The sequence below is a fragment of the Streptomyces poriticola genome (assembly GCF_036689765.1).
Classification (GTDB): Bacteria; Actinomycetota; Actinomycetes; order Streptomycetales; family Streptomycetaceae; genus Streptomyces; species Streptomyces poriticola.
This window is the reverse complement of sequence record NZ_JBAGKH010000001.1, coordinates 462,307-488,406: the sequence shown is the minus strand read 5'-3', so window position 1 is coordinate 488,406 and position 26,100 is coordinate 462,307. Positions and strand designations below refer to the sequence as shown.

22 protein-coding genes and 2 pseudogenes are annotated in these 26,100 nt (G+C 72.3%); 11 read left to right on the top strand and 13 right to left on the bottom strand.

Translation table 11 applies throughout. The annotated features are described in order from the left end of the window. Positions 1 to 4: 4 nt before the first annotated feature. The gene (locus V5O46_RS02130; RefSeq protein WP_332882620.1) at positions 5 to 358 is read right to left on the bottom strand and encodes a hypothetical protein; all 354 of its coding nucleotides are present in this window, start codon (positions 356 to 358) and stop codon (positions 5 to 7) included. 109 nt (positions 359 to 467) lie between these two features. Here V5O46_RS02130 and V5O46_RS02125 point away from each other — a divergent pair, with 109 nt between their 5' ends. After that, positions 468 to 698 carry a DUF2277 domain-containing protein gene (locus tag V5O46_RS02125; RefSeq protein WP_332882619.1) on the top strand — a complete coding sequence of 77 codons (231 nt, stop codon included), beginning with the start codon at positions 468 to 470 and terminating at the stop codon, positions 696 to 698. Between the two features lie 111 nt (positions 699 to 809). On the opposite strand, the gene V5O46_RS02120 is transcribed toward V5O46_RS02125, so the two are convergent. From V5O46_RS02120 to V5O46_RS02105, 4 genes and pseudogenes are all read right to left on the bottom strand, one after another. Continuing rightward, entirely contained in the window at positions 810 to 1,448 is a 639-nt protein-coding gene (locus tag V5O46_RS02120) for a DedA family protein (protein ID WP_332882618.1), read from the bottom strand. A gap of 186 nt (positions 1,449 to 1,634) precedes the next feature. Beyond that, positions 1,635 to 2,084, bottom strand: a complete 450-nt coding sequence (locus V5O46_RS02115) for a DoxX family protein (RefSeq protein WP_332882617.1) — start codon at positions 2,082 to 2,084, stop codon at positions 1,635 to 1,637. 137 nt (positions 2,085 to 2,221) lie between these two features. Then, the gene (locus V5O46_RS02110; protein WP_332882616.1) at positions 2,222 to 3,871 is read right to left on the bottom strand and encodes an alkaline phosphatase D family protein; all 1,650 of its coding nucleotides are present in this window, start codon (positions 3,869 to 3,871) and stop codon (positions 2,222 to 2,224) included. A gap of 343 nt (positions 3,872 to 4,214) precedes the next feature. Further along, a pseudogene (locus V5O46_RS02105) lies at positions 4,215 to 4,496 on the bottom strand (HNH endonuclease family protein); the annotation flags it as partial. Positions 4,497 to 4,627: 131 nt separating this feature from the next. Between V5O46_RS02105 and V5O46_RS02100 the strand changes: the two are divergent. Genes V5O46_RS02100 through V5O46_RS02090 form a run of 3 tightly spaced genes read left to right on the top strand, consistent with a single transcriptional unit; the run spans position 4,628 to position 8,446 of the window. Continuing rightward, complete coding sequence (locus V5O46_RS02100) at positions 4,628 to 5,803, top strand: tyrosine-type recombinase/integrase (protein WP_332882615.1); 1,176 nt, start codon at positions 4,628 to 4,630, stop codon at positions 5,801 to 5,803. Then, positions 5,793 to 8,042 (top strand): tyrosine-type recombinase/integrase, encoded by a 2,250-nt coding sequence (locus tag V5O46_RS02095; protein ID WP_332882614.1) that lies wholly within the window; start codon positions 5,793 to 5,795, stop codon positions 8,040 to 8,042. The genes V5O46_RS02100 and V5O46_RS02095 overlap by 11 nt, the downstream gene beginning before the upstream one ends. Beyond that, positions 8,039 to 8,446: a DUF6262 family protein gene (locus V5O46_RS02090; protein ID WP_332882613.1), complete on the top strand. Its 408-nt coding sequence runs from the start codon at positions 8,039 to 8,041 to the stop codon at positions 8,444 to 8,446. The genes V5O46_RS02095 and V5O46_RS02090 overlap by 4 nt, the downstream gene beginning before the upstream one ends. A 215-nt stretch (positions 8,447 to 8,661) precedes the next feature. Here V5O46_RS02090 and V5O46_RS02085 read toward each other — a convergent pair whose 3' ends face one another. Beyond that, the gene (locus V5O46_RS02085) at positions 8,662 to 10,971 is read right to left on the bottom strand and encodes an FtsX-like permease family protein (protein WP_332882612.1); all 2,310 of its coding nucleotides are present in this window, start codon (positions 10,969 to 10,971) and stop codon (positions 8,662 to 8,664) included. Further along, positions 10,968 to 11,678 (bottom strand): ABC transporter ATP-binding protein, encoded by a 711-nt coding sequence (locus V5O46_RS02080; RefSeq protein WP_332882611.1) that lies wholly within the window; start codon positions 11,676 to 11,678, stop codon positions 10,968 to 10,970. The genes V5O46_RS02085 and V5O46_RS02080 overlap by 4 nt, the downstream gene beginning before the upstream one ends. A gap of 138 nt (positions 11,679 to 11,816) precedes the next feature. Here V5O46_RS02080 and V5O46_RS02075 point away from each other — a divergent pair, with 138 nt between their 5' ends. Next, positions 11,817 to 12,656: a sensor histidine kinase gene (locus V5O46_RS02075; protein ID WP_332882610.1), complete on the top strand. Its 840-nt coding sequence runs from the start codon at positions 11,817 to 11,819 to the stop codon at positions 12,654 to 12,656. Then, positions 12,653 to 13,378: a response regulator transcription factor gene (locus V5O46_RS02070; protein ID WP_332882609.1), complete on the top strand. Its 726-nt coding sequence runs from the start codon at positions 12,653 to 12,655 to the stop codon at positions 13,376 to 13,378. The genes V5O46_RS02075 and V5O46_RS02070 overlap by 4 nt, the downstream gene beginning before the upstream one ends. 194 nt (positions 13,379 to 13,572) lie before the next feature. On the opposite strand, the pseudogene V5O46_RS02065 reads toward V5O46_RS02070, so the two are convergent. Beyond that, a pseudogene (locus tag V5O46_RS02065) lies at positions 13,573 to 13,944 on the bottom strand (hypothetical protein); the annotation flags it as partial. A 527-nt stretch (positions 13,945 to 14,471) separates the two neighbouring features. Here V5O46_RS02065 and V5O46_RS02060 point away from each other — a divergent pair. Continuing rightward, on the top strand, positions 14,472 to 15,053 hold the full coding sequence (locus V5O46_RS02060) for a TMEM165/GDT1 family protein (protein ID WP_332882608.1): 582 nt from the start codon (positions 14,472 to 14,474) through the stop codon (positions 15,051 to 15,053). 228 nt (positions 15,054 to 15,281) lie between these two features. After that, on the top strand, positions 15,282 to 15,947 hold the full coding sequence (locus tag V5O46_RS02055; RefSeq protein ID WP_332882607.1) for an HAD-IA family hydrolase: 666 nt from the start codon (positions 15,282 to 15,284) through the stop codon (positions 15,945 to 15,947). Between the two features lie 67 nt (positions 15,948 to 16,014). Here V5O46_RS02055 and V5O46_RS02050 read toward each other — a convergent pair whose 3' ends face one another. Next, positions 16,015 to 17,181 (bottom strand): peptidoglycan-binding domain-containing protein, encoded by a 1,167-nt coding sequence (locus V5O46_RS02050; RefSeq protein WP_332882606.1) that lies wholly within the window; start codon positions 17,179 to 17,181, stop codon positions 16,015 to 16,017. A gap of 263 nt (positions 17,182 to 17,444) precedes the next feature. On the opposite strand from V5O46_RS02050, the gene V5O46_RS02045 reads away from it, so the two are divergent. Further along, a complete protein-coding gene (locus V5O46_RS02045) occupies positions 17,445 to 19,580 on the top strand; it encodes an MDR family MFS transporter (RefSeq protein WP_332882605.1) in 2,136 nt (711 codons plus the stop codon). 46 nt (positions 19,581 to 19,626) lie between these two features. Here V5O46_RS02045 and V5O46_RS02040 read toward each other — a convergent pair whose 3' ends face one another. Further along, a complete protein-coding gene (locus V5O46_RS02040) occupies positions 19,627 to 20,139 on the bottom strand; it encodes a GNAT family N-acetyltransferase (protein WP_332882604.1) in 513 nt (170 codons plus the stop codon). Between the two features lie 63 nt (positions 20,140 to 20,202). Further along, a complete protein-coding gene (locus V5O46_RS02035) occupies positions 20,203 to 20,610 on the bottom strand; it encodes a DnaJ family domain-containing protein (protein WP_332882603.1) in 408 nt (135 codons plus the stop codon). A gap of 101 nt (positions 20,611 to 20,711) precedes the next feature. Here V5O46_RS02035 and V5O46_RS02030 point away from each other — a divergent pair, with 101 nt between their 5' ends. Beyond that, a complete protein-coding gene (locus V5O46_RS02030; RefSeq protein ID WP_332882602.1) occupies positions 20,712 to 21,104 on the top strand; it encodes an FHA domain-containing protein in 393 nt (130 codons plus the stop codon). Positions 21,105 to 21,181: 77 nt separating this feature from the next. Here V5O46_RS02030 and V5O46_RS02025 read toward each other — a convergent pair whose 3' ends face one another. After that, positions 21,182 to 21,853 carry an O-methyltransferase gene (locus tag V5O46_RS02025; protein ID WP_332882601.1) on the bottom strand — a complete coding sequence of 224 codons (672 nt, stop codon included), beginning with the start codon at positions 21,851 to 21,853 and terminating at the stop codon, positions 21,182 to 21,184. Positions 21,854 to 22,227: 374 nt separating this feature from the next. Here V5O46_RS02025 and V5O46_RS02020 point away from each other — a divergent pair, with 374 nt between their 5' ends. Next, on the top strand, positions 22,228 to 24,369 hold the full coding sequence (locus V5O46_RS02020) for a bifunctional glycosyltransferase 87/phosphatase PAP2 family protein (RefSeq protein ID WP_332882600.1): 2,142 nt from the start codon (positions 22,228 to 22,230) through the stop codon (positions 24,367 to 24,369). A 276-nt stretch (positions 24,370 to 24,645) separates the two neighbouring features. Here the strand turns inward: V5O46_RS02020 and V5O46_RS02015 are convergent, their stop codons facing one another. Next, the gene (locus V5O46_RS02015) at positions 24,646 to 25,881 is read right to left on the bottom strand and encodes a cytochrome P450 (protein ID WP_332882599.1); all 1,236 of its coding nucleotides are present in this window, start codon (positions 25,879 to 25,881) and stop codon (positions 24,646 to 24,648) included. Between the last annotated feature and the right edge of the window lie 219 nt (positions 25,882 to 26,100).

Here is a 26,100-nt window from a genome sequence, read left to right as displayed (position 1 = left end):
GCCGCTACGAGCCCTGCCCGGAGCCTCCGGGCGGGGCGTCGCGGACGTGCTTGAGCCGGCTGCGGGCGGCCACCCCGTCGGGGCCGGGGAACTCCGACCAGTAGCGGTGGGTGCTGACGAACACGGCGAGCTCGCGCTCGCGCCGCCGCAGCTTCTCCACCTCGGCCTGTTCGTCCGCGGACCAGCCGGGCGAGGCGGGGCGCTCGACCTTGCGCCAGCCGGTGTCGTCGCTGAAGGCGTCCCGTGGCTCGACGGACCAGGGGAGCCGTTTCAGCAGGGCCGACAACTCGGCCCGGACCTGATGCAGTTCCTCCTGACCGGCGAGGAGGTCACTCGGAAAGTCATAGGTCGCAGCCACGCCGCAATGATACTCCTGTTCGATTTTTGGGCGCGCGTTCCCGGCGTTCCGATCCCTGATTCATTCGAACGGGTGTCTGTCGCGGGGTGCGGTGAGTGAGACTGGGCGTATGTGCCGCAGCATCAAGACCCTTCGCCCGCCCGTGCTGGCCGAGGAGGCCACCGAGGAGGAGATCCGGGCCGCCGCCCTGCAGTACGTGCGCAAGGTCTCCGGTTTCCGGGTGCCCGCCGAGCACAACCGCGAGGTGTTCGACCAGGCGGTCGACGCGATCGCCGCCGCCACCGCAGACCTGCTCTCCGGCCTGGAGATCCGCGGCGCCGGCGCCCGCCGGGCCGGCTGACGTCGCCGGATGCCGGGCTGCGCCGGGCGAGGCCGGGCGAGGCCGGGTCGCGTCAGCGGGTGCCGGTGGTGACGCCGGCGGGCGTCCTGGGCGGTGAGGCGCGGCGGGGGACTAGGACGCCTCGCCGGCCCGCGGCTGGCGGCGCATCAGGTAGGCCGCTCCGGCGCCCGCGCCGAACAGCGCCGCCAGGGACACCGCGGTCGCCAGCCAGGTCGCGCCCAGCCACTGGGCGCCGAAGTAGCCGAGGGCGACGCTGTAGCCGGCCCAGGACAGTCCGGCCAGTGCGGACCAGGGCAGGAAGTCGCGTGCCCGGCGGTGCGCGGCGCCGGCGACGAGGGAGACCACCGAGCGCCCGGCCGGGGCGAACCGGGCCAGCACGACGAGCGGGCCGCCCCCGCTGGCGAGGGCGGCGCCGAGACGTTCCTGCGCCCGGGTCAGGCGGCGGGAGCGGGCGATCGCACGGTCCAGGCGCGGCCCGCCGCGCCAGGCGAGGCGGTAGGCCACCAGGTCGCCCAGGACCGAGGCGGTGGCCGCGCAGAGGATCAGCATCAGGATGTCCGGGACGTTCTGCGGGACCTGGCCGGTCGCCGCGCCGGTGCCCGCCGCCGTGCCCGCTGCCGCCGCCGTGGCCGCGGTGATCACCAGCACACCGCTCGGCAGCATCGGCAGGAACACGTCGAGGAGGACCGAGAGGGCCACCAGCGCATAGATCCACGGGCTGCTGACCAGCGACCCCACACTCTCGAACACCGTGACTCCCCGTCTCCCCCGTTGGCCCGACCCTGCCGCGACGCATGGGCACGGCAGGGGTGGCCATGACAGCCATACAGCGTACGCCGGGGGTGTGGCGGAGGTTTCACAGGGGGCTCGTGTGTTCGGCACGGCAGGTTCACCCGGCCGCAGCCCGCCCGGGTCCGGGCAGTTCGGGTGGCCGGGTCAGGCCGCGGCGGGCGTCCGGTCCGTGGCCGGGAGCTGCCGCCCGCCGGTGCGCCGGGCGAGGATCCGGTCCAGGCCGAGGGCGCCGGAGCCGGTGAAGGCCAGCAGCAGGAAGGCCCAGCAGAACATGGCAGCCGCCTCGCCGCCGTTCTCCATCGGCCACAGGCCGCCCGGCTGGTGGACCTTGAAGTAGGCGTAGGCCATCGAGCCCGACGAGACCAGCGCGGCGGCGCGGGTGCCGAGCCCGAGCAGGACGAGGCCGCCGCCGACGAGCTGGATGACGGCCGCGTACCAGCCCGGCCAGGTGCCGGCCGGGACGGTGCCGCCGCCGTTCGCGCCGCCGAGGACGCCGAAGAGCGAGGCGGCGCCGTGGCAGGCGAAGAGCAGGCCGACGACGATACGGAACAGGCCGAGGGCGTAGGGCTGGGCGCTGTCGAGGCGTCCGGTCATGTGGGGGCTCCTTCGGTGCGACCGGCCGTTGGGCGGCACGGTCGTTGTGGGGACGGACCGACTGAAGTGAACGTTAGGCGACCCTAACCAATGCTTGCAAGTTCAACATTCGGCTCCCGGGTCCGCACCCGCTCCGCTCAGGGCGCCAGGTCGGTCTCCACGACCGTCCGCAGCACCGACGCCGCCCCGTCGCCGGCCCGGCCGCCCGGCCGGGCGCGCTCCAGCCGCAGCCGGGCCGAGCGCCCGCGCAGGGTGAGCGTCATGAGCTGGTTGCCGAACCAGGGCCCGCCGGTCCTGCGCCAGCGCACCGCCGACCGCCCCAGCCGCCCGTGCCGGGCGAAGGCGCGGCCGAGGGCCCGGGCCGCGGCGCTCCAGCCGAAGCGGAAGCCCAGGCGGATCGACAGCGGCACCGAGTTGTGGACGGGCGAGCAGGTCAGCTGGACCACCCGCGCGTCCGGCGCCCGGTCCGCCCAGGAGGGCTCCGCCACATAGGCGTGGTGCACGTCCCCCGACAGCACACACACCGTCGCGGGCGCCTGCGGCCCCGTGCCGGTCTCGGCGAGCAGACCGGCCAGGGCGTCGAAGGAGGACCGGAAGGCGGACCAGTGCTCCAGATCGGCGGCGCGCCGCAGCCGCTCCCCGAACCGGGCCCAGCGCGCGCCGCGCTCGCCCCGGCACAGCGCGGCGTTCCAGCCCTCCACATCGTGCACCAGATGCGGGAGCAGCCAGGGCAGGGAGGAGCCGACGAGAAGGTGGTCGCAGGAGCCCGGGGTGTCGAGCATCTGCTCGCGCAGCCAGGCGGCCTCATCGGGGTCGAGCATCGCCCGCCGCTCCTCGTCCAGCACCCGGGCCGCCCGGGTGTCCACCATCAGCAGCCGCACCCGGCCGAAGTCACGCCGGTAGCTCCAGCGGACGGCGCCCGGATCGGCGTCGGCCTTCGCGGCGAAGGCACGCAGCGCGTCGGTGCCGTCGGGGGTGGCCCGGACGGCGGTGAGAAGCGGATCGGCGGCCAGCTCGGCCGGGGAGAGATTGCCCAGGTGCTGGTACGCCCAGTACGACATCAGGCCGCTCAGCAGCCGCTCGCGCCACCAGTCGGTGGCCCGCATGTCGGCGACCCAGGAGGCGGAGGTGTTCCAGTCGTCGATGACGTCGTGGTCGTCGAAGATCATGCAGCTGGGCACGGTCGACAGCAGCCAGCGGACCTCGGGGGCGAGCCAGGACTCGTAGTAGAGCCGGGTGTACTCCTCGTAGTCCGCGACCTCGGTGCCCGGTGGGTCGCGCAGATCGCGGCGGGCGGCCAGCCAGCGGCGGGTGCCGTCGGAGGTCTCGTCGGCGTACACCTGGTCGCCGAGGAGCAGCAGGACGTCGGGCCGCTCGCCGTCCGGGTCGGCCGCGATCCGGGCGGCCAGGGTGCCCAGGGCGTCCGGGCCCACCGGGTCCTCCTCGCCCGGCGGCGCGGCGGCCCAGCGGCAGGAGCCGAAGGCGACCCGCACCCCGTCGTCCGGGCCCGGGCTGCGGATCACGGACGCCGGGAGGCGGGAGCCGGGCAGCGGCCACACCCGGGCGCCGTCCAGCAGCACTTCGTAGGCCGCCGTGGTCCCCGGGGTCAGGCCGCTCACCGGGACCAGCGCGTAGTGGTGGCCGGCGACCTGGAAGGTGCGGGCGCTGCCCCCGGCACCGTCGGTGCAGCGCACCTCGGCGGTGCAGGGACGGCTCGCCTCGACCCAGACGGTCGCGGACGAACCGTCGGCGTATCTGAGCAGCGGTCCCAGACGCAGTCCGGCCATGGCCTTCCCCTCCTCCGTCGCCCCGTACGGTACGGAACGACGGAGGCCGGCGGGGAGGTTCCGCGCCGGGTCGGCCGGGTGGGCGCGGAGCGGGTCGGCGGCACCGCGTTCGCAGGGTGCCTGCGTGAGCAGGTGCCGATCGAGTTTCGCGGGGACCACGGCGGCTTCGTCGGGCAGCCAGAAGAGTTCGCCGGGACACTGCGGCAGGTGCTGGGAGACGTGGGAGCGAGCGCGCGGCTCGCACGCCAGTGCTCTGTGCGGCGAACCGCCAGGGCGGTCCCTTCCTCCGTCGTCCCGTGGGGTTCCGGGGCGACGGAGGAGCCGGACGGTTCCGGGAGGCGGGTCAGCAGCTCGCGAGGTGGTTCTGCAGTGCGGACTTCTCGGCGGAGTCGACGGACAGGTCGTAGTAGTACTTCACCTGCACCCAGGCCCGCACATAGGTGCACCGGTAGGCGGAGCGGGGCGGCATCCAGTCGGCCGGGTCCCTGTCGCCCTTGGACTGGTTGACGTTGTCGGTGACGGCGAGGAGCTGCGGGCGGGTCCGGTCGTTGGCGAAGGTCCGGCGCTGGGAGGTGGACCAGTCGCCGGCGCCGGAGTCCCAGGCCTCGGCGAGCGGGACCAGGTGTTATCCGTACCTCTAGAAAGACGCCGCTGACATCTGTGAACTAGATGATGTGGCCCGTGTCCTCTCTGTGAGCGGTGCGTTATCCGGTGCAGCGGTGAGTTGCCGCTGACAGCGATGACAGAGGGGGCGCGGTGGCGAGTACGCAGCGGGTGGTCACGGGCGAGGACGTGACGTGGACGGTCCTCGGCGATGACTACCGCGTCGCAGAGCCGGTCGAGCAGTATCTGGAGTACCTGAGATCGAGGGACTGCTCGCCCAACACCGTCAAAAGCTACGCTCGAGGGCTCGCACTGTGGTGGACCTTCCTGGAACGGCGGGCACAGGCGTGGGACGCCATCGGGGTCACTGAACTCGGCACGTTCGTGGGTCAACTGCGTCGCGGAGACGTGGCGGAGGACGTCGTGGCGCTCCACGAGCGGGCGAGGGCGGCCGACGCCACTGTGGCGAGCCGGGCCCGCGCGGTCATGGGCTTCTACCGCTATCACGCCGCACGCGGTGTCGAGGTCGCGGGTCGGCTGTACGAGACGGTGCGGGCCGGGCCGGGAAGTTATCTGCCGTTCCTGGAGCATGTGGCGCGCAGGACCGGGCGGCGTTCGAGCGTGGTCAAGGTCCGGGTGCGGGCGAAACCGACGCCGGTGTTGCTGCCCGCTCAGATGGCCGCGATCCGTGAAGCGGAGGCGACCTGGGACGCGGCGGGCACGGTGTGGTCGGGTGAGCTGCGGTACCGCCTGCTGTGGACCCTGCTGGAGGAGACCGGGGTGCGGCTCGGCGAGGCGCTCGGCCTGCGGCACCGCGACTGGAAGACCGGCACGGGTACGACCGCGCAGGTCGAGGTCGTCCATCGCGAGGACCACCCGCACGGTCTGCGGGCCAAGAGCGGCCACCGTCGTGTCTTCGTCGGCTCCGCCCTGGACCGTCTGTACGGGGACTGGGTCTGGGCGCTGTGCGAGGCCGGCGCCGACGTCGAGCTGGACGACTGGGACGACGCGTACATCTTCTGCAACCTGCATCGCGGACGCCGGTTCGCGCCGCTCAGGGCGGAGAGCGTCTACAAGCACCTGGCCGCGCGGAAGAAGGACGTACCCGGCCTGCCGCCGGACATGACACCGCACTGGTACCGCCACACACACGCCACCGCGCTGCTGCTGGCCGGCGTGCCGATGCATGTGGTGAGCCGAAGGCTCGGGCACGCGGACATCCAGACCACGATCAACACGTACGCCCATGTCACGGACGATGCCGAACTGAGGGCGTGTGCCGACTGGCAGAAGATCACGCAGGCATGGGGGAACAGCCATGATTCCTGATCCGGCCGAGACCACGGCCCTGCCGCAGCAGCGGGACACAGCACCACGGGTGCGGGAACGGAACCGGCGGGACAAGCGCGACCCACGGCTGCCGATCGCTGAGCTGTTCAGCGTGGAGCGTGCGAGGCGGCTCTGGGAGAGTCTGCCGGAGGAGCATCGGCAAGATCACTTCGATGCCGCCAACATGCCCGCGGACTACCTTTCCGCGTTCAGCAAGCGGACGATCAACAAGGAGCGTGGCTGGTTCACGCAGTCCCTGAGCCTGCGAGGGCTGCCTGAGCCGATGCTCTGGGAGCTGGCCTGGTGTGTGCACCAGCAGGTCGCCGACGGATACGGCATCAACACGGGGCGCATGGGAGAACTGCGCCGTGGGCTCGTCCTTGCGGTCGAGCACGGGGGCCCGGCCGCGCGAGCGGCGCGCTCGCTCACGGCTCTGACCCACGAGGAGTGGGGGCGGGAGGTCCGCGGGGCCTTGATGCGCGCGAACGCCTCGGTCAATTCCCACCTGCCGGTGTTCGTCGAGAACGGCCTGAAACATCTCCAGGACCGTCTCGCGCACGCCTATCACGACGGTGAGTGGTGGCGCCTGAACGTATGGAATCCGGCGCTGGATCGGCGCATTCCGCAGAGGGAGCACGAACCGTACGGCAGGGCGGTCGCGAACTTCAGCCAGCTGACGACGGACTGGTTCCGGGAGGCCGCGAAGTGGTGGCTGTCGGTGCAGTTGTCGACGGAACGGTATGTGTGGTCATCGGTGAAGAGCCGCCTCGACCATCTGAAGTGGTTCCAGTGGTACATCGATCAGGCGGGATGCGCCGGTCCGCACCTCGTGGACACCCCGGAGAAGCTGCGGACCTGGCTACGGGGATTCGTCGACCTGCTCAACAACCACACGGCAATGACCGGGGCGAACAAGGGCGGCAGGCTCGCGAAGAACAGTCGGCGGGGTCCGTTGGTGACCGTCGAAGCCTTCTACCGCTGGATGTACGACAACCGCGACGAGGCCGTCAGAGTGCTCGGTGACCGCCGCTGGGGCGGGCTCGGCATGCACCACTGCGTGCTGTTCCGACTGGAGGACAAGCCGCGGCTCATCAACCAGCTCCCGGACGACATGGCCCTGGAGGACCAGGTGATCAGCGAGATCGCCGCCGGCTCCGGAGTGCTCGCGGACCCCAAGCCGGAAGGCGGGCTCGACGACCGGCAGGCCTTCCATGCGCTCATGCTGCTGATCCGGACCGGCCGACGCATGAACGAGGTCCTGATGATGGACTTTGAACCGCTGCTGCCGCTCCTGACGGCAGGCGGGCAGGAGGGCAAGGATCCGGACGGCTTCGTGGCCCGCCTCGCCTATCAGCAGACGAAGATCACCGGCGGTGATCCGTCGACGATCCCGGTCGACCAGGAGATCGTCGACATCGTCCGCCGCCAGCAGCAGTGGGCCCGCGAGTTCATCACCGCCCAAGGCGCCCCGGCGGGAACGAACCCGCGCTATCTCTTCCTGCAGACCAAGAACAACCCGATCGGCAAGAGGCCCTACGCCTCGGCGACCTTCCACAGCCGACTCGGCACGCTGACCAAAAAGCTGGCGATCAACGACAGCGTCGGCCGCCCCGTCAAGATCTCCAAGACCCACACCTTCAGGCACACCCGCGCGACCGACCTGATCAACGCCGGGGTCCCGATCCACGTCGTCATGCGCTACCTCGGGCACGTCACACCGGCCATGACCATGCACTATGCCAAGACCCTCGCCGTTACGGCCGAGCGCGAGTTCCTCCGCTACAAGAAGGTGACGGCCGACGGCAGGACCGCCGAGGTGGACCCGAGCGACCTCTACGACCTCCTCCACCTGGACCAGCGCGCCGACCGCGTGCTGCCCAACGGCTGGTGCATGCTGCCGCCCAGGCAGGTCTGCTCCAAAGGCAATGCCTGCCTGACCTGCGACAAGTTCGTCACCGACGCCAGCCACCGCGACGAACTCCAGCACCAGCTTGCCCAGACCGAAGCACTGATCACCCGCCGCCAGGCGCAGTTCGCCGCCCGCCACGGCGAGCCGATGGGCGAGGACAACATTTGGCTCGTCGGCCGCCTCACCGAGACCCGTGCCCTGGCCAAGGTCCTCGTCGCCCTGGACCAGGTCAGCGTCCACGAGGACGGACAGCTCCGGGCGGTTCGCGGGGCAGGCGCGGCCGACCGCCCCGAACCGCTCACCACCCCACAGCAGGAGCCGACCGCATGACACCACTGCCCGAACACCTCCGCCAAGCCACCCGCGCCCGCACCCAGAAAGCCGAGAAGCGGGCCCGCACCGCCCTCGCCGAGCTGGTCAAGGCGGACAAACCTGTCAGCTTCACGGCAGTGGCCCGCCACGCCGGAGTGAGCACGGACTTCCTCTACCGGAGCCCGGAACTGCGCGCCCAGATCGAGCGACACCGGGCCAGGGCCGGGTCGGCTCCGGCAGCCCCCGCAGATTCGCCGGGCGACTCCTCGACCTCGGCCGCGGTGAGAGCGCTGAGCGCTCGCCTCGCGCGGCAGCAGCGGGCTCACCGTGAGGAGGTGGCGGGGCTCCGCAAGGCTCTCGAAACCGCGCAGGGCGAGAACCTCGACCTGCGCAGGCGCCTGGCCCGCTACGAAGCCGATTGAATCACCCACCAGCGGGCGGTCACTGCCTCGATGTCGGCGAACTCGGCCGCGAACGCCCCGGAGGTCTCAACCGCCTTCTGTGTCGGCGTCGGCGCTGGGCCCGCGCAGCGCTGGGCCCGCGCACCTTCCAGAATGCACGCCGAGCCGGCGTGGGACCCGACCGCTGGCGCGTCGGCTGCCACCGGTCGGGTCCAGGGCCTGGTACTGACGGTGATCTATTCGGTGTGCAGCACCGAGGCGATGGTCATCCGGGCCGCCGACCGGGCCGGGACCAGTGCGCCGAGGACTGCGATCGCCACACCTGCCAGGAGCACCGCGGCCAGTTGCGGCGCGTGCCACACGTCTTTCATGTACGCAGGGAAGTCGACCACCCCGACGTTGTCCACGATGAGACGGTGCGCCGTGATCCCGAGCGGGATGCCGAGCAGCCCGCCGACCACGCCCAACCCGGCGACCGAGGTCACTGTCATCACCACCACCTGCCGGGGAGTCATCCCGATCGACTTGAGCATGCCCAGATCCCGGCGCCGCTCGTGGGTGTTCAGCAGGACGGTGTTGAAAACGCCGAGCGACGCGACGAGGGTCAGCAGCACCGTGAACACCGTCGAGAAGGTGACGACGGTGGTGGTGCCGGCGTTCCCCGAGTTCGCCACTGACGCGCGCAGGCCTGGGTCGAGCGCCTTGACCGCCTCGGCGTAGGCGCGCGCGTCGGCACCGCGGGCGAGCCGTACCGTGTACTCGGTGGCGTGGGCGTCCGGTGCGAGCTGGGCGAGGGTCTGCCAGCTGGCCTCCAAGGCCCGGGCGTTGCCCTCGATGAGTTGGCCCACGATGGTTGCGGAGACCTGCCTGCCATTCAGCTCCAGAGCGACCCGGTCACCGACCTTCAGCCCGCGCTGGGTCAGGAACGACGGCCCGGCCACGATCTCGCCCGCCGCAGCCGGCGCCCGGCCCTTGACGATGGTGTGCTCGTACAAGGAATCGTCGCCGCGGTAGAAGTCAGCGAAGACGGGCTGGGTCTGCCCGGTCATGTTCGCCTGGGACAGCGCGCGGGCCCGTACCTCCTCCGCACCCGGCAGGGACCGCAGTCGTTCCTCGATCTGCAGGTCACTGAGCCGGGGCGGGGTCCGGTCGTCGCCCGACCCCCCGGTTGTCACGTGGATCCGGGCGCCTCCGTCCTCCCGCCCGACGTTGCCGTACGCCACCATGGTGCTGGTCAGCCCGGTCGACAGAGTCGCCGTGGTGACCCCGAGCACGATGGCCGCCATGGTCAGCAGCGTGCGGGCGGGCCGGGCGAACGACTGGCCGAGGCCCAGACTGACCGGACGCGGCAGCCGGGTGGCGCCGAGCACCCGCTGGACGCGCCGCCCGCGCCCGGTCCGCGGCGCGCCGCCCGCACTGAGCGCCTGAGCAGCGGGTAGCCGGTGGGCTCGCAGGGCGGGGATCAGCGCGGCCAGCAGGACGAGGGCGGGCATGCCGACCAGGCAGACCACGGAGGCCCACGGGCCGATGTCGCCGACCGAGGCCCGGCCCACATCGATGCCGGTGAACGCACCCCTGAGGATCGGCCCGGCCAGCACGTTGCCCAGCAGGGCGCCCAGCACGCAGCCCACCACGGTCGGTACGGAGAGCATCGTCAGGTAGACGGCGACGACCTGGTTCGGGGTGAAGCCCAGGGCCTTGAGTACCCCGATGTGCCGGTACCCGGAGACGACCGCTCCGCTGACCACGTTGCCGACGATCAGGGTGGAGACCAGCAGACCGAGGACGCCGAAGAGCGTCATGAACGGGAGATAGGAGTCGGCCAGCGCAGAAAATGCCTGCTTGAGGGCGAGGTAGGTCTGCGCGCCGGTCAGTGATTCCTCGGGCAGTCCCGTGGTGGCCCGCGCCAGCCCGGCGCTCAGCTGGGCCTCCGTCGAGGAGTCCGTGAAGCGGTAGAGCATCTGGGCGGAGGACGGGTGCAGTGCCGCCATCTGCTCGGGCGAGACCCAGGCGCTCGCCGACTTGCTCATGCTGGCGGCGAATCCGACGACGGTCAGCGTCCCTCCGCCGGGGATCTCCAGCTTGGTGCCGAGCAGCTCCGGGCCGGGGGAGCCCTGGACAGGCCAGTTGACGACGATCTCGCCGGACGCGGTGGCCCAGTGGCCCTCAAGCAGCTCGATCCGGTCCACGGGGCCCGCCGGATCGGCCCGGCCCACCACGGTGAGGGTGCCGCCTGCCGTCCAGAGCCAGTCCTTGGGGATGTCGACGACGGCCTGCGCGAACGGTCCGGCCGCGGCCTCCACCCCGGGCTGCCGGGCGGTCCGCGCCAGCTGCTTCTGCGAGACCTTCGTGGTGTCGAACGTCGCCACCGTATGGGCACCGCGCTGTTCGGCGTAGGCCTTGTCGAAGGGGCCCGAGGCGGCGCTCAGCAGCGCAAGTGCGAGCAGAACGGCCGTGGTGGAGCAGAGGACGACGAGCCCGATGACGAAGCTCTGGAGCCGACGGCGCTTCACGGCCGCGCGTGAGGCTGTCCATACGGCGCTCACGCGGTTGCCTCCAGCGTGCTTTCGCGGGCGACCCGGCCGTCGGCGACTTCGATCAGCCGACTGGCGCAGCGGGTGGCCAGCTGCGGGTCGTGGGTGACGATCAACAGGGTCTGGCCGATCTGGTTGAGGTCGATCAGCAGGTCCATGACCTGCTCGCCCGACCGGCTGTCGAGGGCGCCGGTCGGCTCATCGGCAAGGAGCAGGGCCGGGCGGTTCATCAGGGCCCGGGCCACAGCAACCCGTTGGCGCTCGCCGCCGCTGAGCGTCGTGGGATAGTTGTTCCGGCGTTCGGCGACACCGAGTTCGTCCAGGAGCTCAAGGGCACGGCGGCGCGCCTGCCGGGCCGGAGTGCCGGTCAGCTGTGCGGCCAGCGCCACGTTGTCCAGGACGGGCAGGTCGTCGATGAGGTTGAAGAACTGGAAGATCATGCCGACGTTCCGCCGCCGGAACAGCGCCAGGCCGGTCTCGTTCAGCTTCCCGACGTCGTGGCCCTGCACCTCGACTGTGCCCGAGGTCGGCCGGTCCAGGCCGGCCACCATGTTGAGCAAGGTGGACTTGCCGCAGCCGGAGGGGCCCATCACGGCGACCGCGTCGCCCGCCCGGATCTCCAGCGACAGGCCGTCCAGGGCCTTCGTGTCGCCGTACTCCTTGTGCACGCCGTCCAGCCGCACCACCACGTGCCGGGCACTGCCGTCATCAGTTGTCATGGCTCGAACGTATGACGGAGTCCGCGGGCGGGGCGTCACCTCCCGGATGTATCCGCCCGCGCAGGTCATCCCGGGGATGTACGGAGCTGCATCCGAGGACTGATGCGGGGTGCGTCGTGCGGCTGCGAAGATGATCCGGTGTGGGGATCTGGGACGATCTGGCTGGTCATCGCCCTGGCGGCGGCAGTTGGCACCGTCGAGTGTCTGTGCGTCGCGGTGGTCCGGGCGCGGCGGCTGTACCAGGCGGCCATCGAGGAGCGCGGCTGGCTGCTGGAGCGGGAGCGCGAGAGCGCGACGCGGACCGCGGTCGATGCCGAGCGGACCAGGATCGCCGCCGAGCTTCACGACATCGTCAGCCACAACGTGAGCCTCATGGTGGTCCAGGCCGGGGCAGCCCGCGAGGTACTGGCGACGAGGCCCGAGGAGGCTGCAGCGGCGATGAGCGCCGTCGAGACCGCCGGGCGGAACACGATGACCGAGCTGCGGCACCTGCTCGGCCTGCTCGCACCTGCGCAGAACGGCGATGACGAGCCCTACAGTGTGGACCTGTCACCGCAGCCGAGCTTGAGCCGACTCAGCCCGCTGATCGACCGGATCGCCTTTGCCGGCCTGCCCGTGGAGACGCGGATCTCGGGCGAGCCGCGCCCGCTGCCGACCGGGATCGATGTCACCGCCTACCGGATCATCCAGGAGGCCCTGACCAATGCCCTCAAACACGGGGAGGGGACGAAAGCCGAGGTGACAGTGCGATACGCGGACCACTACCTGCGAGTCGAGGTGCTGAACAGCGGACCGAGCGTCCTGTCGGGCAGTCGGCCGGCGCGTAGAGAGCCGGTCCCGGGCCAGGCGGAGGGAACGGGACGCGGGCTGCTCGGCCTGCGGGAGCGGGTCGCCCTCTACGGCGGCGACCTGGACGCTCGCCGCCGCCTCGGCGGCGGCTACCGCGTCCGCGCCCGGATCCCGCTGGATCGGCCGTGACGACGCACACTGAGCCCGCCCCTCGCGTCGTGATCGCCGACGACCAGGAGCTGGTCCGCACCGGCTTCCGCCTGATCCTGACCGCCCGCGGCATCGACGTGGTGGGCGAGGCCGGCGACGGCGCCGAGGCCGTGGCCGCCGTGCGAAGGCTGCGGCCCGACGTCGTACTGATGGACATCCGGATGCCCGCCATGGACGGCCTGGAAGCCGCCCGCCGCGTACTCGCACAGGCCCCGGACTGCCGGGTGATCATGCTGACCACCTTCGACCTCGACCACTACGTCTACGCCGCCCTCGCCGCCGGAGCCAGCGGATTCCTCCTCAAGGACGTCACCCCCGCGCACCTGGCCGCCGCCGTACGCCTGGTCGACACCGGTGACGCCCTGCTCGCACCCTCGATCACCCGCCGCCTGGTGGAACGCTTCGCCCTCAGCACCCCCGGGACCGGCTCGGGCCCCGCAACCCCAGCCGTCCACCGGGATCTGGCCGTGCTGACACCACGCGAGCGCGAAGTGCTGACACTCATGGGCCGGGGCCTGTCCAACACCGAACTGGCGCAGGAGCTGACGCTCAGTGAGGCGACGGTGAAGACCCACGTCGCCCGGATCTTCGCCAAACTGACCCTGCGCGACCGGGCCCAGGCCGTCGTCCTCGCCTATGAGACAGGACTCGTCTCGCCGGGCTCGTCCGCCGCCACGGCCAACCCTGCCGACAGGCCGTAACGTGCAGAACAAGAACGAAGCGGGCAGGGCGTGCATCCTGGAGTCAACAGTGCCGGGTCGAGGCGGGGCCGAAAGCGGCAATGGGGCGCTTCTGAAGCCGTGACCATTCGCAGGTGCATCAGTTGGCGCAGCGGCGGTATGCCGCTGACGCTATGAGCTGTGCGACACCGCACTCACAACGTCGCAGGTACAGATACCAGGTGGTCGATGTCGACGTCGGAGGCGGCGTACCAGGTGGCGCCGTCGTAGGGGGAGTACCAGCTGCCGCTGACGGCGGCGCAGGAGGAGTTGGTGACGACGTTCTGGCCGTCGCGCTTGAGGACCGTCTCGCGGGTGTTGCAGGAGCCGCTGACGGTGGACCAGTGCGGGAAGAGGTCACGGTCGTAGCCGGAACGGTTCTCCGACTCGACGGTGAGCGTGGCGAGATAGCTGCGGGCGGTGGCGGCGCTGACCGGGGTGGGGAGCGCGGCGGAGGCGGTGGGGGCGCCCGCGAGCGCGGCGGAGGTCAGGATCCCGGTGAGCGCGCCGAGTATGCCGAGGCGTCGACGCGCGTAGAGCTTGGGCATGCGAACTCCCTTGCGGGGTGGGGTTTCGGACGCGAGCGGGGGAATGCTCGCGGCGTCGCATTGCGCACGGGTGTGCGGTCGGTAAGAAGCTAATGACGCGTACATGTCGCGTCGAGGGTTGTGGCGCGATTCGACCGTGCGCGGATGGGGCCGGGCCCGTGCCGTTGCCGGGCTCGCGTCGTTGCCGGGCTCTCGTGCGATCGGGTCTGCCGCCTGCCGCCTGCCGCCTTGCGTGCGGCGGCCTTGCGTGCGGCCGGGTCCGGGTGCGGCCGGTCGTCCGGCGGCTCACGTAGGATGGGCGGCGCGGAAGGGGAGTAGCCCTTCGCCGGACCGTCGACATACTGCTCAGCCCGCCTGAGCCGGCGCCCGGAGGCAGGCCTCGTGCGCGAGGCAGGCCGGCGAGACCTTCGGCAAGCAGTGCACCGCCCGCGCCGTCCGGCGCGGGTGCCCCTGTGCTGCCGTGCCGAGGCGTCGCGTCGCAGGATTCAGCACTCTCGGTGGGGCGGCCCCGACCGATTGAGGAACCCTTGATCAGCTTCACCGTGACCGCTCTTGTGTTCGGCGTCGTCTTCCTTGCCGAACTGCCGGACAAGACCGCGCTCGCCGGGCTCGTCCTCGGCACCCGCTATCGGGCGAGTTACGTCTTCGCCGGGGTCGCCGCCGCGTTCGCGCTGCATGTCGCGCTCGCCGTCGCCGCCGGCAGCGTGCTCACGCTGCTGCCGCAGCAGATCGTGCACGCGCTGACGGGCGTGCTGTTCCTGGGCGGGGCGGCGATGCTGCTGCTGAGGAAGGACGAGGACGAGGAGGAGGTCCGCAGGCCGGAGAACCAGTCCTTCTGGAAGGTCTCGGGGGCGGGCTTCATGCTCATCCTGGTGGCCGAGTTCGGCGACCTCACCCAGATCATGACGGCGAACCTCGCGGCCCGCTACGACGACCCGCTCTCCGTCGGCCTGGGCGCGGTGCTGGCGCTGTGGACCGTGGCCGGACTCGGCATCGTCGGCGGGAAGGCACTGATGAAGCGGGTGCCGCTCCGGCTGATCACCCAGATCGCGGCCCTGCTGATGCTGGGACTCGGTGCCTGGAGCCTGTGGGAGGCGGTGGCGGCCTGACTCGCGCCGGATAGGACCGGCGCTGCGGACTCCCGTCGGCCGCCCGGGTGTGAGCTGAACGTCGCGTGAACGATCCCGGGTCCGCTGGCGCGGTCCGGGCCGGATTTTGTACCGTGAAGGAACAAAGTGGCTCCCGCCCGCTTTCCCTGACCGGCGGGCGGAGCCGCCTTGTGCCCGGGGCTACGAGCCGAGCCCTGTGCCCCGCACCCGCGCCTTGGGAGTCTGCCGATGACGGCCACCACCGCCACCGTTCTCACCGCCCGCGCCCTCCTGCTCGACATGGACGGCACCCTCGTCAACTCGGACGCCTCGGTCGAGCGCGTCTGGCGGCGCTGGGCCGACCGGCAGGGGCTGGAAGGCGACGAGGTGATGCAGGTCGTCCACGGCCGCCAGGGCTACGCCTCCATGGCTCTGCTGCTGCCCGACCGGCCGATGGAGCAGAACCACGCCGACAACGCCCGCATGCTCGCCGAGGAGACCGCCGACACCGAGGGGGTCGTCGAGATCCCCGGTGCCGCGCCGTTCCTCGCCGCCCTGCACGGCCTGCCCCACGCGCTGGTGACCTCGGCGGACGTCGCGCTCTCCACCGCCCGCATGGCCGCCGCCGGGCTCGCCCTGCCCGAGGTCCGGGTCACCGCCGAGTCGGTGGGCGCCAGCAAGCCCGACCCCGAGGGCTTCCTCAAGGGCGCCGCCGAGCTGGGCGTCGAACCGGCCGACTGCATCGCCTTCGAGGACTCCGGCGCCGGAATCGCCGCCGCGCGCGCCGCCGGCATGCTCGTCGTGGGCGTCGGCCCGCGGGCGGGTCTGCACGGCCCGGACGCGCTGGTGCGGGACCTGACCCAGGTGCGGGTGGCCCCCGAGGCGGACGGGACGATCCGGCTGCACATCGGCTGAGGACATAGCCCACAGGCTGCCGAGGAGGCCGCAGAGGAGGCCCGCCGGAGAAGCTGCCGCGGAGTCGCTACGGTTCCCGGGTCTCCCCCTCCAGGAGCCGGCGGGTCTCCGGGCCGTAGTCGCCCGGGTCGTCGGAGCGTACGCCGCGGGCCCACTGGTAGGTGCGGACCGCGTCCTCGACCCGGCGGCCGAAGCGGCCGTCGATGTCGTCCACGTACAGACGGAGCTGGGCCAGCCGGTGCTGGAGCTCGGCGACCTCCGGTCCGTCGTCGCCGCGGCGCAGCACCGTGCCGTCGTCGTCGCCGGGGCCGTCACCGTGGCCCTGGCCGCCCCGGTGGCCGCCGTCCCGGCCGCGGTGGTCGTCGGACCCGTCCGGTCCGTCGCCCGCGGCGGGCGTCGTCGGGTCCGGAGTCGGTCCGGCGGACCCGGTCGGGGCCGGCGAGGCGCTCGACGCCGACGCGGAGGGCGTGGACGACGCACTCGCGCTCGCGCTCGGGGACGCGGAGGCGGAGAGGGAAGGCGCCGCGGGCGTGGCCGGGGCGGAGGCGGTGCTCGGGGCCGGGACCTGCGAGGCCGCCCCGGTCGCCGCGTCGGGCACGCTCGCCCGTACCTCCTCCGGCAGGGCCCCGTCCCGCGACGGCGTCTCGTACGCGAACAGCCCGCCGGCGTATCCGGCCGCCCCCAGCACGGTCACCACCGCCCCCGCGGTGCCGAGCAGCGCTCCCCGCCGCCCGCGCCGCCGACGCCCGGCGGCGGCACCCGCCGGGTCCGGCGCCACGGCGGGCTGCACCGCCGTGGACTCGAACAGGCTCAGGTCGGTGGCGCTGGGCGCGTTCTCCGGCGGAACCAGAGGTGCGGACAGCACCGAGGCCGCGTCGGACGGTGCGGCGGAGACGGCGCGCAGCGGCATCGTGGCGTCCGGATCCGGTGGCGCCGGGGCCGCGGGCGACGCCGGCGGCCCCGGCGGCGCGTCTCCCGGCGTCCCCGGCCCGGCCTCCGCGTCGGGCGACTCCTGCGGACCGCCCAGCTCCACGTACGGCCGGATCCGCAGCGGGTCGAAGTCCTCCGCCGCTGCCGCCTGTGCCGTACGGGCCTCGTGCAGGGCGTCGGACACCCGGGCGCCGCAGCCGCAGGAGGGGGTGCGGTCCGGCGCCCGCGGCGCCCCGCACTCCGGGCACGGATGTCCGGCGCAACCGGGCCGGTCCCGGCCCCCGTCCCTCTCGGGCTGCTCCATGCGGCGTCCCCTCCCCTCCCGTCCCCTCGGGCCCCTCGTGGTCCTCGGGCCCCTCGCGGTCCTGCACCGGCCCGCGTTCCCTCGCGAACCCCAGCAGATTATGCAGATCATCTCCACACCCCGGGCCCTCGCCCCCGGAACAACGGCTTCAGCCCGGCTCCGCACGCGGTCTCAGGAGGACTGAACAGGCCATAACGGGTCACACCCACCACGATGGACGGATGGATGCACGGACGGTGTGACGCGAGCCCCGGGAGGTCTGCATGGCCGAGGAAGGCAGGGCAGAGGAGGGCGGGGCAGAGGAGGGCGGGGCCGGGGGCACGGCCGAGGAGACCGGGGAGACGGCGGCCGTGGCACGGGCCGGGACCGCTGAGGGCGCCGCCGGGGAGCATGTCCCCGGGAACGTCCTGGTCTCGATCGGCGCGCTGCTGCTCGGCATGCTGCTCGCCGCCCTCGACCAGACCATCGTCGCGACCGCGCTGCCCACCATCGTCAGCGACCTCGGCGGCATGGACCATCTGTCCTGGGTGGTCACCGCCTATCTGCTGGCCGCGACCGCCGCGACCCCGCTGTGGGGCAAGCTCGGCGACCAGTACGGGCGCAAGCGGCTGTTCCAGGCCGCGATCCTGATCTTCCTGGCCGGCTCCGCGCTGTGCGGGACGGCGCAGAGCATGTACGAGCTGATCGCCTTCCGGGCGCTGCAGGGCCTGGGCGGCGGCGGGCTGATGGTGCTGTCCATGGCGATCGTCGGCGACCTGGTCTCCCCACGGGAACGCGGCCGGTACCAGGGCCTGTTCGGTGCCGTGTTCGGTGCGACCAGCGTGCTCGGGCCGCTGCTCGGCGGCCTGTTCACCGAGCATCTGAGCTGGCGCTGGGTCTTCTACGTCAACCTGCCGCTCGGCGCCGTCGCGCTCGCCGTGATCGCCGCCGTGCTGCACATCCCGCGCCGCACCACCCGCCACGTCATCGACTACCTGGGCACGTTCCTCATCGCCTCGGTCGCCACCTGCCTGGTCCTGGTCACCTCCCTCGGCGGCACCACCTGGGAGTGGGCCTCGCCGCAGGTCGTCGGCCTGGCGGTGCTCGGCGTGCTGCTGGCGCTCGCGTTCGTGGCCGTGGAGCGCCGGGCCGCCGAACCGGTCCTCCCGCTGAAGCTGTTCCGGCTGCGCACCTTCACCCTCTCCGCCGTCATCAGCTTCATCGTCGGCTTCGCCATGTTCGGCGCGATGACCTATCTGCCGACCTTCCTCCAGGTGGTGCAGGGCGTGACGCCGACCATGTCCGGGGTGCACATGCTGCCGATGGTGTTCGGTCTGCTGCTGGCGTCCACCGTCTCCGGCCAGATCGTCAGCCGCACCGGCCGCTGGAAGGTGTTCCCGATCGCCGGGACCGGCGTCACCGCCCTCGGTCTGCTGCTGCTCCACGAGCTCGACGAGAACAGCTCCGACATAGAGCTGAGCACCTTCTTCCTCGTCTTCGGGCTGGGGCTCGGCCTGGTCATGCAGGTCCTCGTCCTCATCGTGCAGAACGCGGTCTCCTACGAGGACCTGGGCGTCGCCACCTCCGGCGCCACCTTCTTCCGCTCCATCGGCGCCTCGTTCGGCGTCGCCGTCTTCGGCACGGTCTTCGCGAACCGCCTCGGCGACCTGCTGACCGACGCGCTCGCCGGCACCCCGCTGCCGCCCGGGGTCTCCGCGGACGCCCTGGAGGCCGACCCGCGCGGCATCGCCGCCCTGCCGCCCGAGGTGCGCACGGACGCGGTGCACGCCTACTCCACCGCCATCACCGACGTGTTCCTGTACGCCGCCCCCGTCGCGCTGCTCGGCTTCGTCCTGGCCTGGTTCCTGAAGGAGGACCCGCTGCGCGCCTCGGTCACGGCGCCCGACGGCGCCGAGACCTTCGCCAGCAACCCGGTGGAGCGCTCCTCGTACGACGAGGCGGCCCGTGCGCTGTCCGTGCTCGGCACCCGCGAGGGGCGCCGCGAGATCTACCGGAGGATCACCGAAGAGGCCGGGTACGACCTGATGCCCGCGGCGAGCTGGCTGCTGCTGCGGATCCGCAGATACGGCAGGGTGGAGCCGGCGCTGCTGGCCGAGCGCGGTCCAGTGCCGCTGCACACCGTGCTGGAGGCCACCCGCCAGGTCGAGGTGCGCCGGCTGGCCGTGCGCGAGGGCCTGGCCCTGGTCCTGACGGACCAGGGTCACGAGGCCGCCCGGCGGCTGGCCCGGGCCCGGGAGGACTCCCTGGCCGAACTGCTCGGCGACTGGTGGGGACCGGACCGGCCGACCGACCTGTCGCAGCTGGTCAGGGAGCTGAACGACGAGCTGTGCGGCGCGGAGCGGGAGCGTCCGCTGGACGAGCGCAGACACCTGGACCGTCCGGTCTCGGGGTTCAGCTGAGCACCGGTGCGGGTGACCGCCGCCGCGCGTGATCCGTCCGTGCGCGTCAGCCGCGCTCCGGGACGCCACCGATCGGCTTGGCGAACCAGTGCTCGGCGTACGGGCCGCTGTTGTGCGGGGCGGTCTCCGCATAGCCGAGCCGGGCGTACAGGGCGCGTGCCTCGGTGAGGTCGGACCGGGTGTCCAGCACCATCCGCCGGGCACCGAGCCCGGCCGCCTCCTCCTCGGCCGCCCCGACCAGCAGCTCGGCCCCGGCCCGCCCGCGCAGCGCCGCGGTCACGAACACCCGGGTCAGCTCCGCCGTCGCGGCGTCCAGCAGCCGTAGGCCCGCCGTGCCGGCCGGCGCACTGCCGTACCGGGCGACCAGCAGCAGGCCCCGGGGCGGTGCGAGGCCGGTGTCGGCCGCCCCGGCGGCGATCTCCCGCTCCAGCTCGCGCGGGTCGGTGCGCCGCCCCTCGTGCCGCAGGTACCAGCGGTCGCTGACCTCGGTGTAGTACGCCCGCCAGAGCGCGGCGGCGACGGGGGAGTCGTGGGGTTCCGGGGCGACGGTCCAGGCCATGGCGGAGATTGTCGGTACCGGACCCCGGGGTGACGCAACCGGATTCCTGGGGCCGGACCGGCTCTACCGCTCCGACCGGCGTTCCCGCCACCGGTCCACGACCTCTTCGACGTCGTAGGGCTGCAGGCCCAGCGGAGGGCCGGGCGGGGGCTTGAGGAGCATGTCGCGGATCTTGGCGTTCAGCTCCTCGACGGTCTTGCGCACGATCCGCTCGGACGGTGCGTCGGCCGCCGCGGCCAGCGCGTCCTCGGCCTCCTTGCGCAGCGCCAGCGCCGGCGGCAGGACCGAGACTCCCTCGCGGGCCATCTTCCGTTTGATCCACCACAGTTCGTCGTAGGTGGCGTCCACGTCGCTCGGCAGCGGTTTGCCCGCGCCGGCGAGCCCGTCGAACTCGCCGCGTGACTCCGCTTCTCGGATCTGTTTGTCGACCCAGGACTCGAAGTCGACGCCGGGAGGCTTTCGCTCGGTCATGCCGTCCATTGTGCCGGACAGCATGCCGTCGGCCGATCTATCATGCGGCGGCGGCAGGCCGATCCGGCCACCGCACTGGGCGGTCTCAGGAGGAGCGGCACGTGCTCGAACTCACCATGGCCACCGTCTCGGGGACGGACGCGGGCGCCACGGCCGGGATGCAGATGGCCGACGCCCCGAGCGAGCAGGGCGCCGTGCTGCGGGTGGGCCGGGACCGGTCCGTGTGCCGGCTGGTGACACCGGACGACTGGCTGTTCGTCTCCCGGGTGCATCTGGAGTTCCGGTGCGGCCCCGAGGGCACCTGGCAGCTGACCTGGCTGCGCGGATCACAGCCGGATCCGTCCTCCGAGGTCCGGCTGGTCTCCGGTGAGTACGCGCAGCCGCTGCTCTACGGCGGCACCGTGCCGCTGCCCAGGGGAGGCAGCGGCGAGGTGGTGGTCCGGGACCGGACCGGCCCGCGCAGCGTGAACGTGGGCTTCTACCACGAGGTGTGATCCCGGACCTCTGGGCCCGGACCTCTGGGCCCCGGACCCGTGAGCCCGGACCCGTGAGCCCGGACCCGTGAGCCCGCTCAGGCGAGCACCCGGGCCAGGGCGAACCCGTCGTACCCCTTGCTGCCGACCGTCTGGATCGCGGTGCCGCTGAGCCGCGGATGGCTGCCGATCATCTCGATCGCGGCGCGGGTGCCGCGGATGTCGTCGGCGGTGCTGCCGGCGTCGGCCACCCGGCCGCCGCGGACCACGTTGTCCACGACGATCAGGCTGCCGGTGCTGGTGAGCCTCAGCGCCCACTCCAGGTAGTGCGGGTTGTTGGCCTTGTCGGCGTCGATGAAGACCAGGTCGAAGGGCGGCGGGTTGTCGTCGGCGAGCTGCGGCAGGGTGTCCAGGGCGGCGCCGACCCGGACCTCGACGACCCGGTCCAGCCCGGCGCGCGCGATGTTGCGGACGGCGACCTCGGCGTGCCGGGGGTCGTACTCCAGCGAGATCAGCCGCCCGTCGGAGGGGAGGGCGCGGGCCATCCAGATGGTGCTGTATCCGGCGAGGGTGCCGATCTCCAGGATGGTGCGGGCGCCCTGCACCTGGGCGAGGAGCTGCAGGAACTTGCCCTGCGCGGCCGTGACGTTCACCTGGGGCAGCTCGGCGGCGGCACTGTCTCGGAGGGCCGCCTGGAGGGCGTCGTCGTCCGGGGCGAGGTGGGAGATGAAGTACTCGTCGACGTCGTCCCAGACCTTCGACTCGCTCATGCGCCTGCCTTTCGTGTGCCGGGCTTCGTGGGTTGTCTTCTGCTTCGTTCCGGTACTTGGTTCCGGTTCTCTCCGGTGCACGACTCTCGCAGACCGTCCGGCCGATCCAGAGTGTCCCGCTCCGCGCGGCGTGCGACACCCCGGCCGACCCGCACGTGAACCGTGATCCGGCCGGCTGTGATCCTGGTCGCTCCCGTGAGAGGCGACCGAACCGATACCGCACTATCGTCATCCGGACAAAAGAAGAGCGGCCGACAGGTGAATCGGGGGTTGCCTGCGTCTCTCTTCGGGGGTGGAGCGAGCCTCATTAGGGTTCGCAGGGACAACCCGCGCACGGCACGCGTGGGACGAACGGGGCGGGAGGCCGACGCGGCGTGGCGAATGCGGAGCACAGTGGGCGACCGGCGGAGGCCTTCGGGGGCACGTCCGTCGGCGCCACCGCAGTGGATGCGACCCTGGACCGGCTGCGCGCGGCGCGGCTGGTCCTGTGGCTGGTCGCCGCGGTCCTCGCCGTACGGCAGCTGGCGGTGGTCCTCAGCACGCCGCGCGGCGAGCGGCTGACGGATCTGGAGACCTGGGTGGGCCCCGGCGGGGTCCTGCACGTCGAGGGGTCGCTGTACGACTCCACGCAGTTCACCGGCACCCCGTTCGCCGGACTGGTGCTCAAACCGTTCACCAGGGCGGCCGAACAGGCCCTCGGCTGGGGATGGACCTTCGGCACCCTGCTGCTGGTCGCCGCCCTCGGCCTGGCCGCCGCCCGCGCCCTGCCGCGGCCGGTGGGGCGCCGTACCGCGCTGCTGGCCGCCCCGGTCGCGGTGACCCTGCTGATGCTGTCGCTGCCGGTGCGCAACACCCTGTGGCTCGGCCAGACCAGCATCATCCCGGTGCTGCTGGTCCTGCTGGGCTGCTTCGCCGTGCGCGGCCGGCACGCCGGCGGCGTGCTCATCGGCGTGGCCGCCGCCCTCCAGCCGACGGTGCTGCTCTTCGTCCCTCTCCTGTGGTTCACCGACCGCAGACGGGCGGCGCTGACCACCGGGGCGACGTTCGCCGCGTGCACCGCGCTGGCCTGGGCGGCGATGGCCCAGGACTCGTACACGTACTGGGTGCACCACATGGCGGGCGTCGGTCTCGGCGGCGCCGCCGACGACCTCGCCAACCAGTCGCTGCACGGCGCCCTGCTCCGGCTCGGCCTCTCCGGTCCGCTGGAGATCGCGCTCTTCCTCGCCCTCGGCGCCGCCGTCGCCGTGCTCGGCCTGCGCCGCGCCGTGCGCTACGCCCGCGACGGCCAGCTGCTGCTCGCGGTGGCGGTCACCGGCTGCGTGGCGGTCGCGGTCTCGCCCACCGCCTGGCAGCACCAGCTCCTGTGGGTGCTCCTGGCGGTCACCGGCCGGGTCGGCAGACGCGCCTCCGACCGGTACGTGTGGCCGGTGGCCGTCGTCCTGGTCATGACGCTGCCCGCCAAGATGATGCTGCCGAACATGGCGGCCCTGTACCCGCTGCGTGACAACCTGATCCTCCTGGCCGCCGTCGCCGCCGCCACCGCCGTGCCGTTCCTGTCCCGCACCTCGCCGTACTTCCGGGCGCCGGTCCCGACGGAGTACGCCCCCGCCGTCCCCACCCGCTTCCGGCACATCCCGCTGCTGCCCTTCCTGCGCCGGGTGCTGACCCGCCCCAACCTCCTCCTGGAGCTGCTCCTCATCCGGGTCACCTACGCCGCGTACTCCAAGGTCCGCCTCGCGGCCACCGGTGGCAGCAACTCGGCCGGACGGGCCCGCGCCGAGGAGCACGGCTGGCAGATCCTCGACCTCGAACGCGCCCTCGGCCTCGACATCGAGCACGCCGTCAACCACGCCGTCGTCAAGATCGACTGGCTGCGGGGCTTCTTCGACTTCTACTACACGTCGTTCCACTTCGTCGTCCCGCTGGCGGTCCTCGGCGTCCTGTACTGGCGCCGCCCGGTCGACTACCGCTGGGCCCGCTCCGCCCTGGGCTTCACCACCCTGCTCGCCCTGGTCGGCTTCTGGCTCTACCCACTGGCCCCGCCGCGGCTGATGCCGACGCTCGGCATCATCGACACCGTCCACGGCGTACAGGACTTCTCCAAGCCCGACTACGGCACGCTCACCGCGCTGACCAACCAGTACGCGGCCATGCCCTCGCTGCACTTCGGCTGGTCGCTGTGGTGCGGCCTGGTGATCGCGATCATCGCCCCGAGGCCGTGGATGAAGGCCCTCGGCCTGCTGCACCCCCTGTTCACCGCGTCGGCGATCGTCGCCACCGGCAACCACTGGATCCTGGACGCGGTGGGCGGCGCCCTGGTGGTGGCCGCGGGCTTCGGCCTGACGTACCTCTTCCAGGGGCCGCGGGCACGCACGGTGAAGGCGGCGGCCGGGGCAGTTCCGGCTCCGGGGGCGGCTCCGCCTGCGGCCGAAGCCGCCCCCGGAGGCGGCGGCCTGACGGGAGCCGGACGAGGCGGTCCCCCGCCCGCCCCGGTGAAGGACCGGGCGGGGAGCTGATCCGGAACCCGCGCGCCCCGGGCACGGCGAGTCGCGGGCACCGGGAACCCGAGCGGCTGCGGCAGCTCGTGCGCCTCGTCCGTGCCCTGCTCGAGGAACGGTGGGGCACCGAGGGACACAACCTGCGGTCGGCGAAGCCGGGACGGTACCTCCCCCGGCCTTGCCGCCGACGGGTGCCGCGGAGCGTTCCGGCCGAGGAGGGGGCATGGTGCCGGCCGACCCGCCGGGCCGGCCGCTCGAGGGCGGCACGCTGCCGGAACCGGGACCGGACCGGGCTCAGCCGGCGCTCACCCGGAGCTCCTTCACACCGTTGATCCACGCGGAGCGGAGCCGGCGGGGCTCGGCGGTCAGGCGCAGGGCGGGCATGGTGTCGGCGACCGCGTTGAAGATGAGGTCGATCTCCAGGACGGCGAGGGACTTGCCGAGGCAGTAGTGCGGGCCTCCGCCGCCGAAGCCCAGGTGGGGGTTGGGGTCCCGGGTGATGTCGAAGGTGCCGGGGTCGTCGAAGACCTCGGGGTCGTGGTTGGCGGAGGCGTAGAAGAGGCCGATCCGGTCGCCCTCGGCGATGTGCCTGCCGCCCAGCTCGGTGTCCTGGGTGGCGGTGCGCTGGAAGGCGGAGACGGGGGTGGCCCAGCGCACGATCTCCTCGGCGGCCGTGGCGGGGCGGTCCCGCTTGTAGCGCTCCCACTGCTCGGGGTGGGTGAGGAAGGCGTGCATGCCGTGGGTGATGGCGTTGCGGGTGGTCTCGTTGCCGGCGACGGCGAGCAGCAGCACGAAGAAGCCGAACTCGTCGGAGCCCAGGTTGCCCTCGTCCTCCGCCGCCACCAGCTGGGTGACGATGTCGCGGGCGGGGCACTCCTTGCGCGCGGCGGCCATCGTCATGGCGTACGAGAGGATCTCGGTGGCCGCCTCGGCGCCGACCTCCTCGGTGATGGCGTACTCCGGGTCGTCGTAGGCGATCATCTTGTTGGACCAGTCGAAGATCCTGGCCCGGTCCTCCTGGGGGACGCCGATCAGCTCGGCGATGGCCTGGAGGGGGAGTTCGCAGGCGACCCGGGTGACGAAGTCGAAGGGGCCGGGGTGTGCCCCGGCCGCGGTGACGATGGCCTCCGCGCGGGTGCGCAGCCGGTCCTCCAGCGCGCGGATCGCCCGGGGCGTGAACCCGCGCTGCACGATCTGCCGGACGCGGGTGTGCTCCGGCGGGTCCATGTTGAGCATGATGAGCCGCTGCGCGTCGATGGCGTCGCGGCCGATGTGCTCGTTGAAGCGGATGATGGCCGTGTTGAGGGACGAGGAGAACAACTCCGGGTGCGTCGAGACGTACTTGACGTCCGCGTGTCGCGTCACCGCCCAGTAGCCCTCGTCCGCGAAGCCGGCGGCCCCGGCGGTCTGGGGGATCCAGCGCACCGGCTCCGCGCGGCGCAGCTCGGCGAACTCCGGCAGGGGAACGCGGTGGTGAAGCAGGTCGGGGTCGGTGAAGTCGAATCCGTCGGGCAGCGCTGGGCAGGGCATGGGGACGCCTCCCGCCATTCCATCTGACGGTTCATCAGGTATGGGTCGGGGTGAAGGTAGTAACGGGTTCCAGAAGTAGCAAGAGGCGGGACGTCGTCGAATTGCGTGCACGACCCTTGCGGTGGCGGGGGCGGCGTCAGCAGACTGGCTGGTAACTAGAACACGTACTAGTTCTGAGTGGCCCCGCGTCCCTCAGGTCCGCTTCCCTCCGTCACCCAT

Bases quoted from the DNA above. Each gene is read 5' to 3' on its own strand.
- V5O46_RS02125 (WP_332882619.1), top strand. From the start codon at position 468: ATGTGCCGCAGCATCAAGACCCTTCGCCCGCCCGTGCTGGCCGAGGAG.
- V5O46_RS02115 (WP_332882617.1), bottom strand. From the start codon at position 2,084: ATGACCGGACGCCTCGACAGCGCCCAGCCCTACGCCCTCGGCCTGTTC.
- V5O46_RS02110 (WP_332882616.1), bottom strand. From the start codon at position 3,871: ATGGCCGGACTGCGTCTGGGACCGCTGCTCAGATACGCCGACGGTTCG.
- V5O46_RS02095 (WP_332882614.1), top strand. From the start codon at position 5,793: ATGATTCCTGATCCGGCCGAGACCACGGCCCTGCCGCAGCAGCGGGAC.
- V5O46_RS02090 (WP_332882613.1), top strand. From the start codon at position 8,039: ATGACACCACTGCCCGAACACCTCCGCCAAGCCACCCGCGCCCGCACC.
- V5O46_RS02080 (WP_332882611.1), bottom strand. From the start codon at position 11,678: ATGACAACTGATGACGGCAGTGCCCGGCACGTGGTGGTGCGGCTGGAC.
- V5O46_RS02055 (WP_332882607.1), top strand. From the start codon at position 15,282: ATGACGGCCACCACCGCCACCGTTCTCACCGCCCGCGCCCTCCTGCTC.
- V5O46_RS02050 (WP_332882606.1), bottom strand. From the start codon at position 17,181: ATGGAGCAGCCCGAGAGGGACGGGGGCCGGGACCGGCCCGGTTGCGCC.
- V5O46_RS02045 (WP_332882605.1), top strand. From the start codon at position 17,445: ATGGCCGAGGAAGGCAGGGCAGAGGAGGGCGGGGCAGAGGAGGGCGGG.
- V5O46_RS02040 (WP_332882604.1), bottom strand. From the start codon at position 20,139: ATGGCCTGGACCGTCGCCCCGGAACCCCACGACTCCCCCGTCGCCGCC.
- V5O46_RS02035 (WP_332882603.1), bottom strand. From the start codon at position 20,610: ATGACCGAGCGAAAGCCTCCCGGCGTCGACTTCGAGTCCTGGGTCGAC.
- V5O46_RS02025 (WP_332882601.1), bottom strand. From the start codon at position 21,853: ATGAGCGAGTCGAAGGTCTGGGACGACGTCGACGAGTACTTCATCTCC.
- V5O46_RS02015 (WP_332882599.1), bottom strand. From the start codon at position 25,881: ATGCCCTGCCCAGCGCTGCCCGACGGATTCGACTTCACCGACCCCGAC.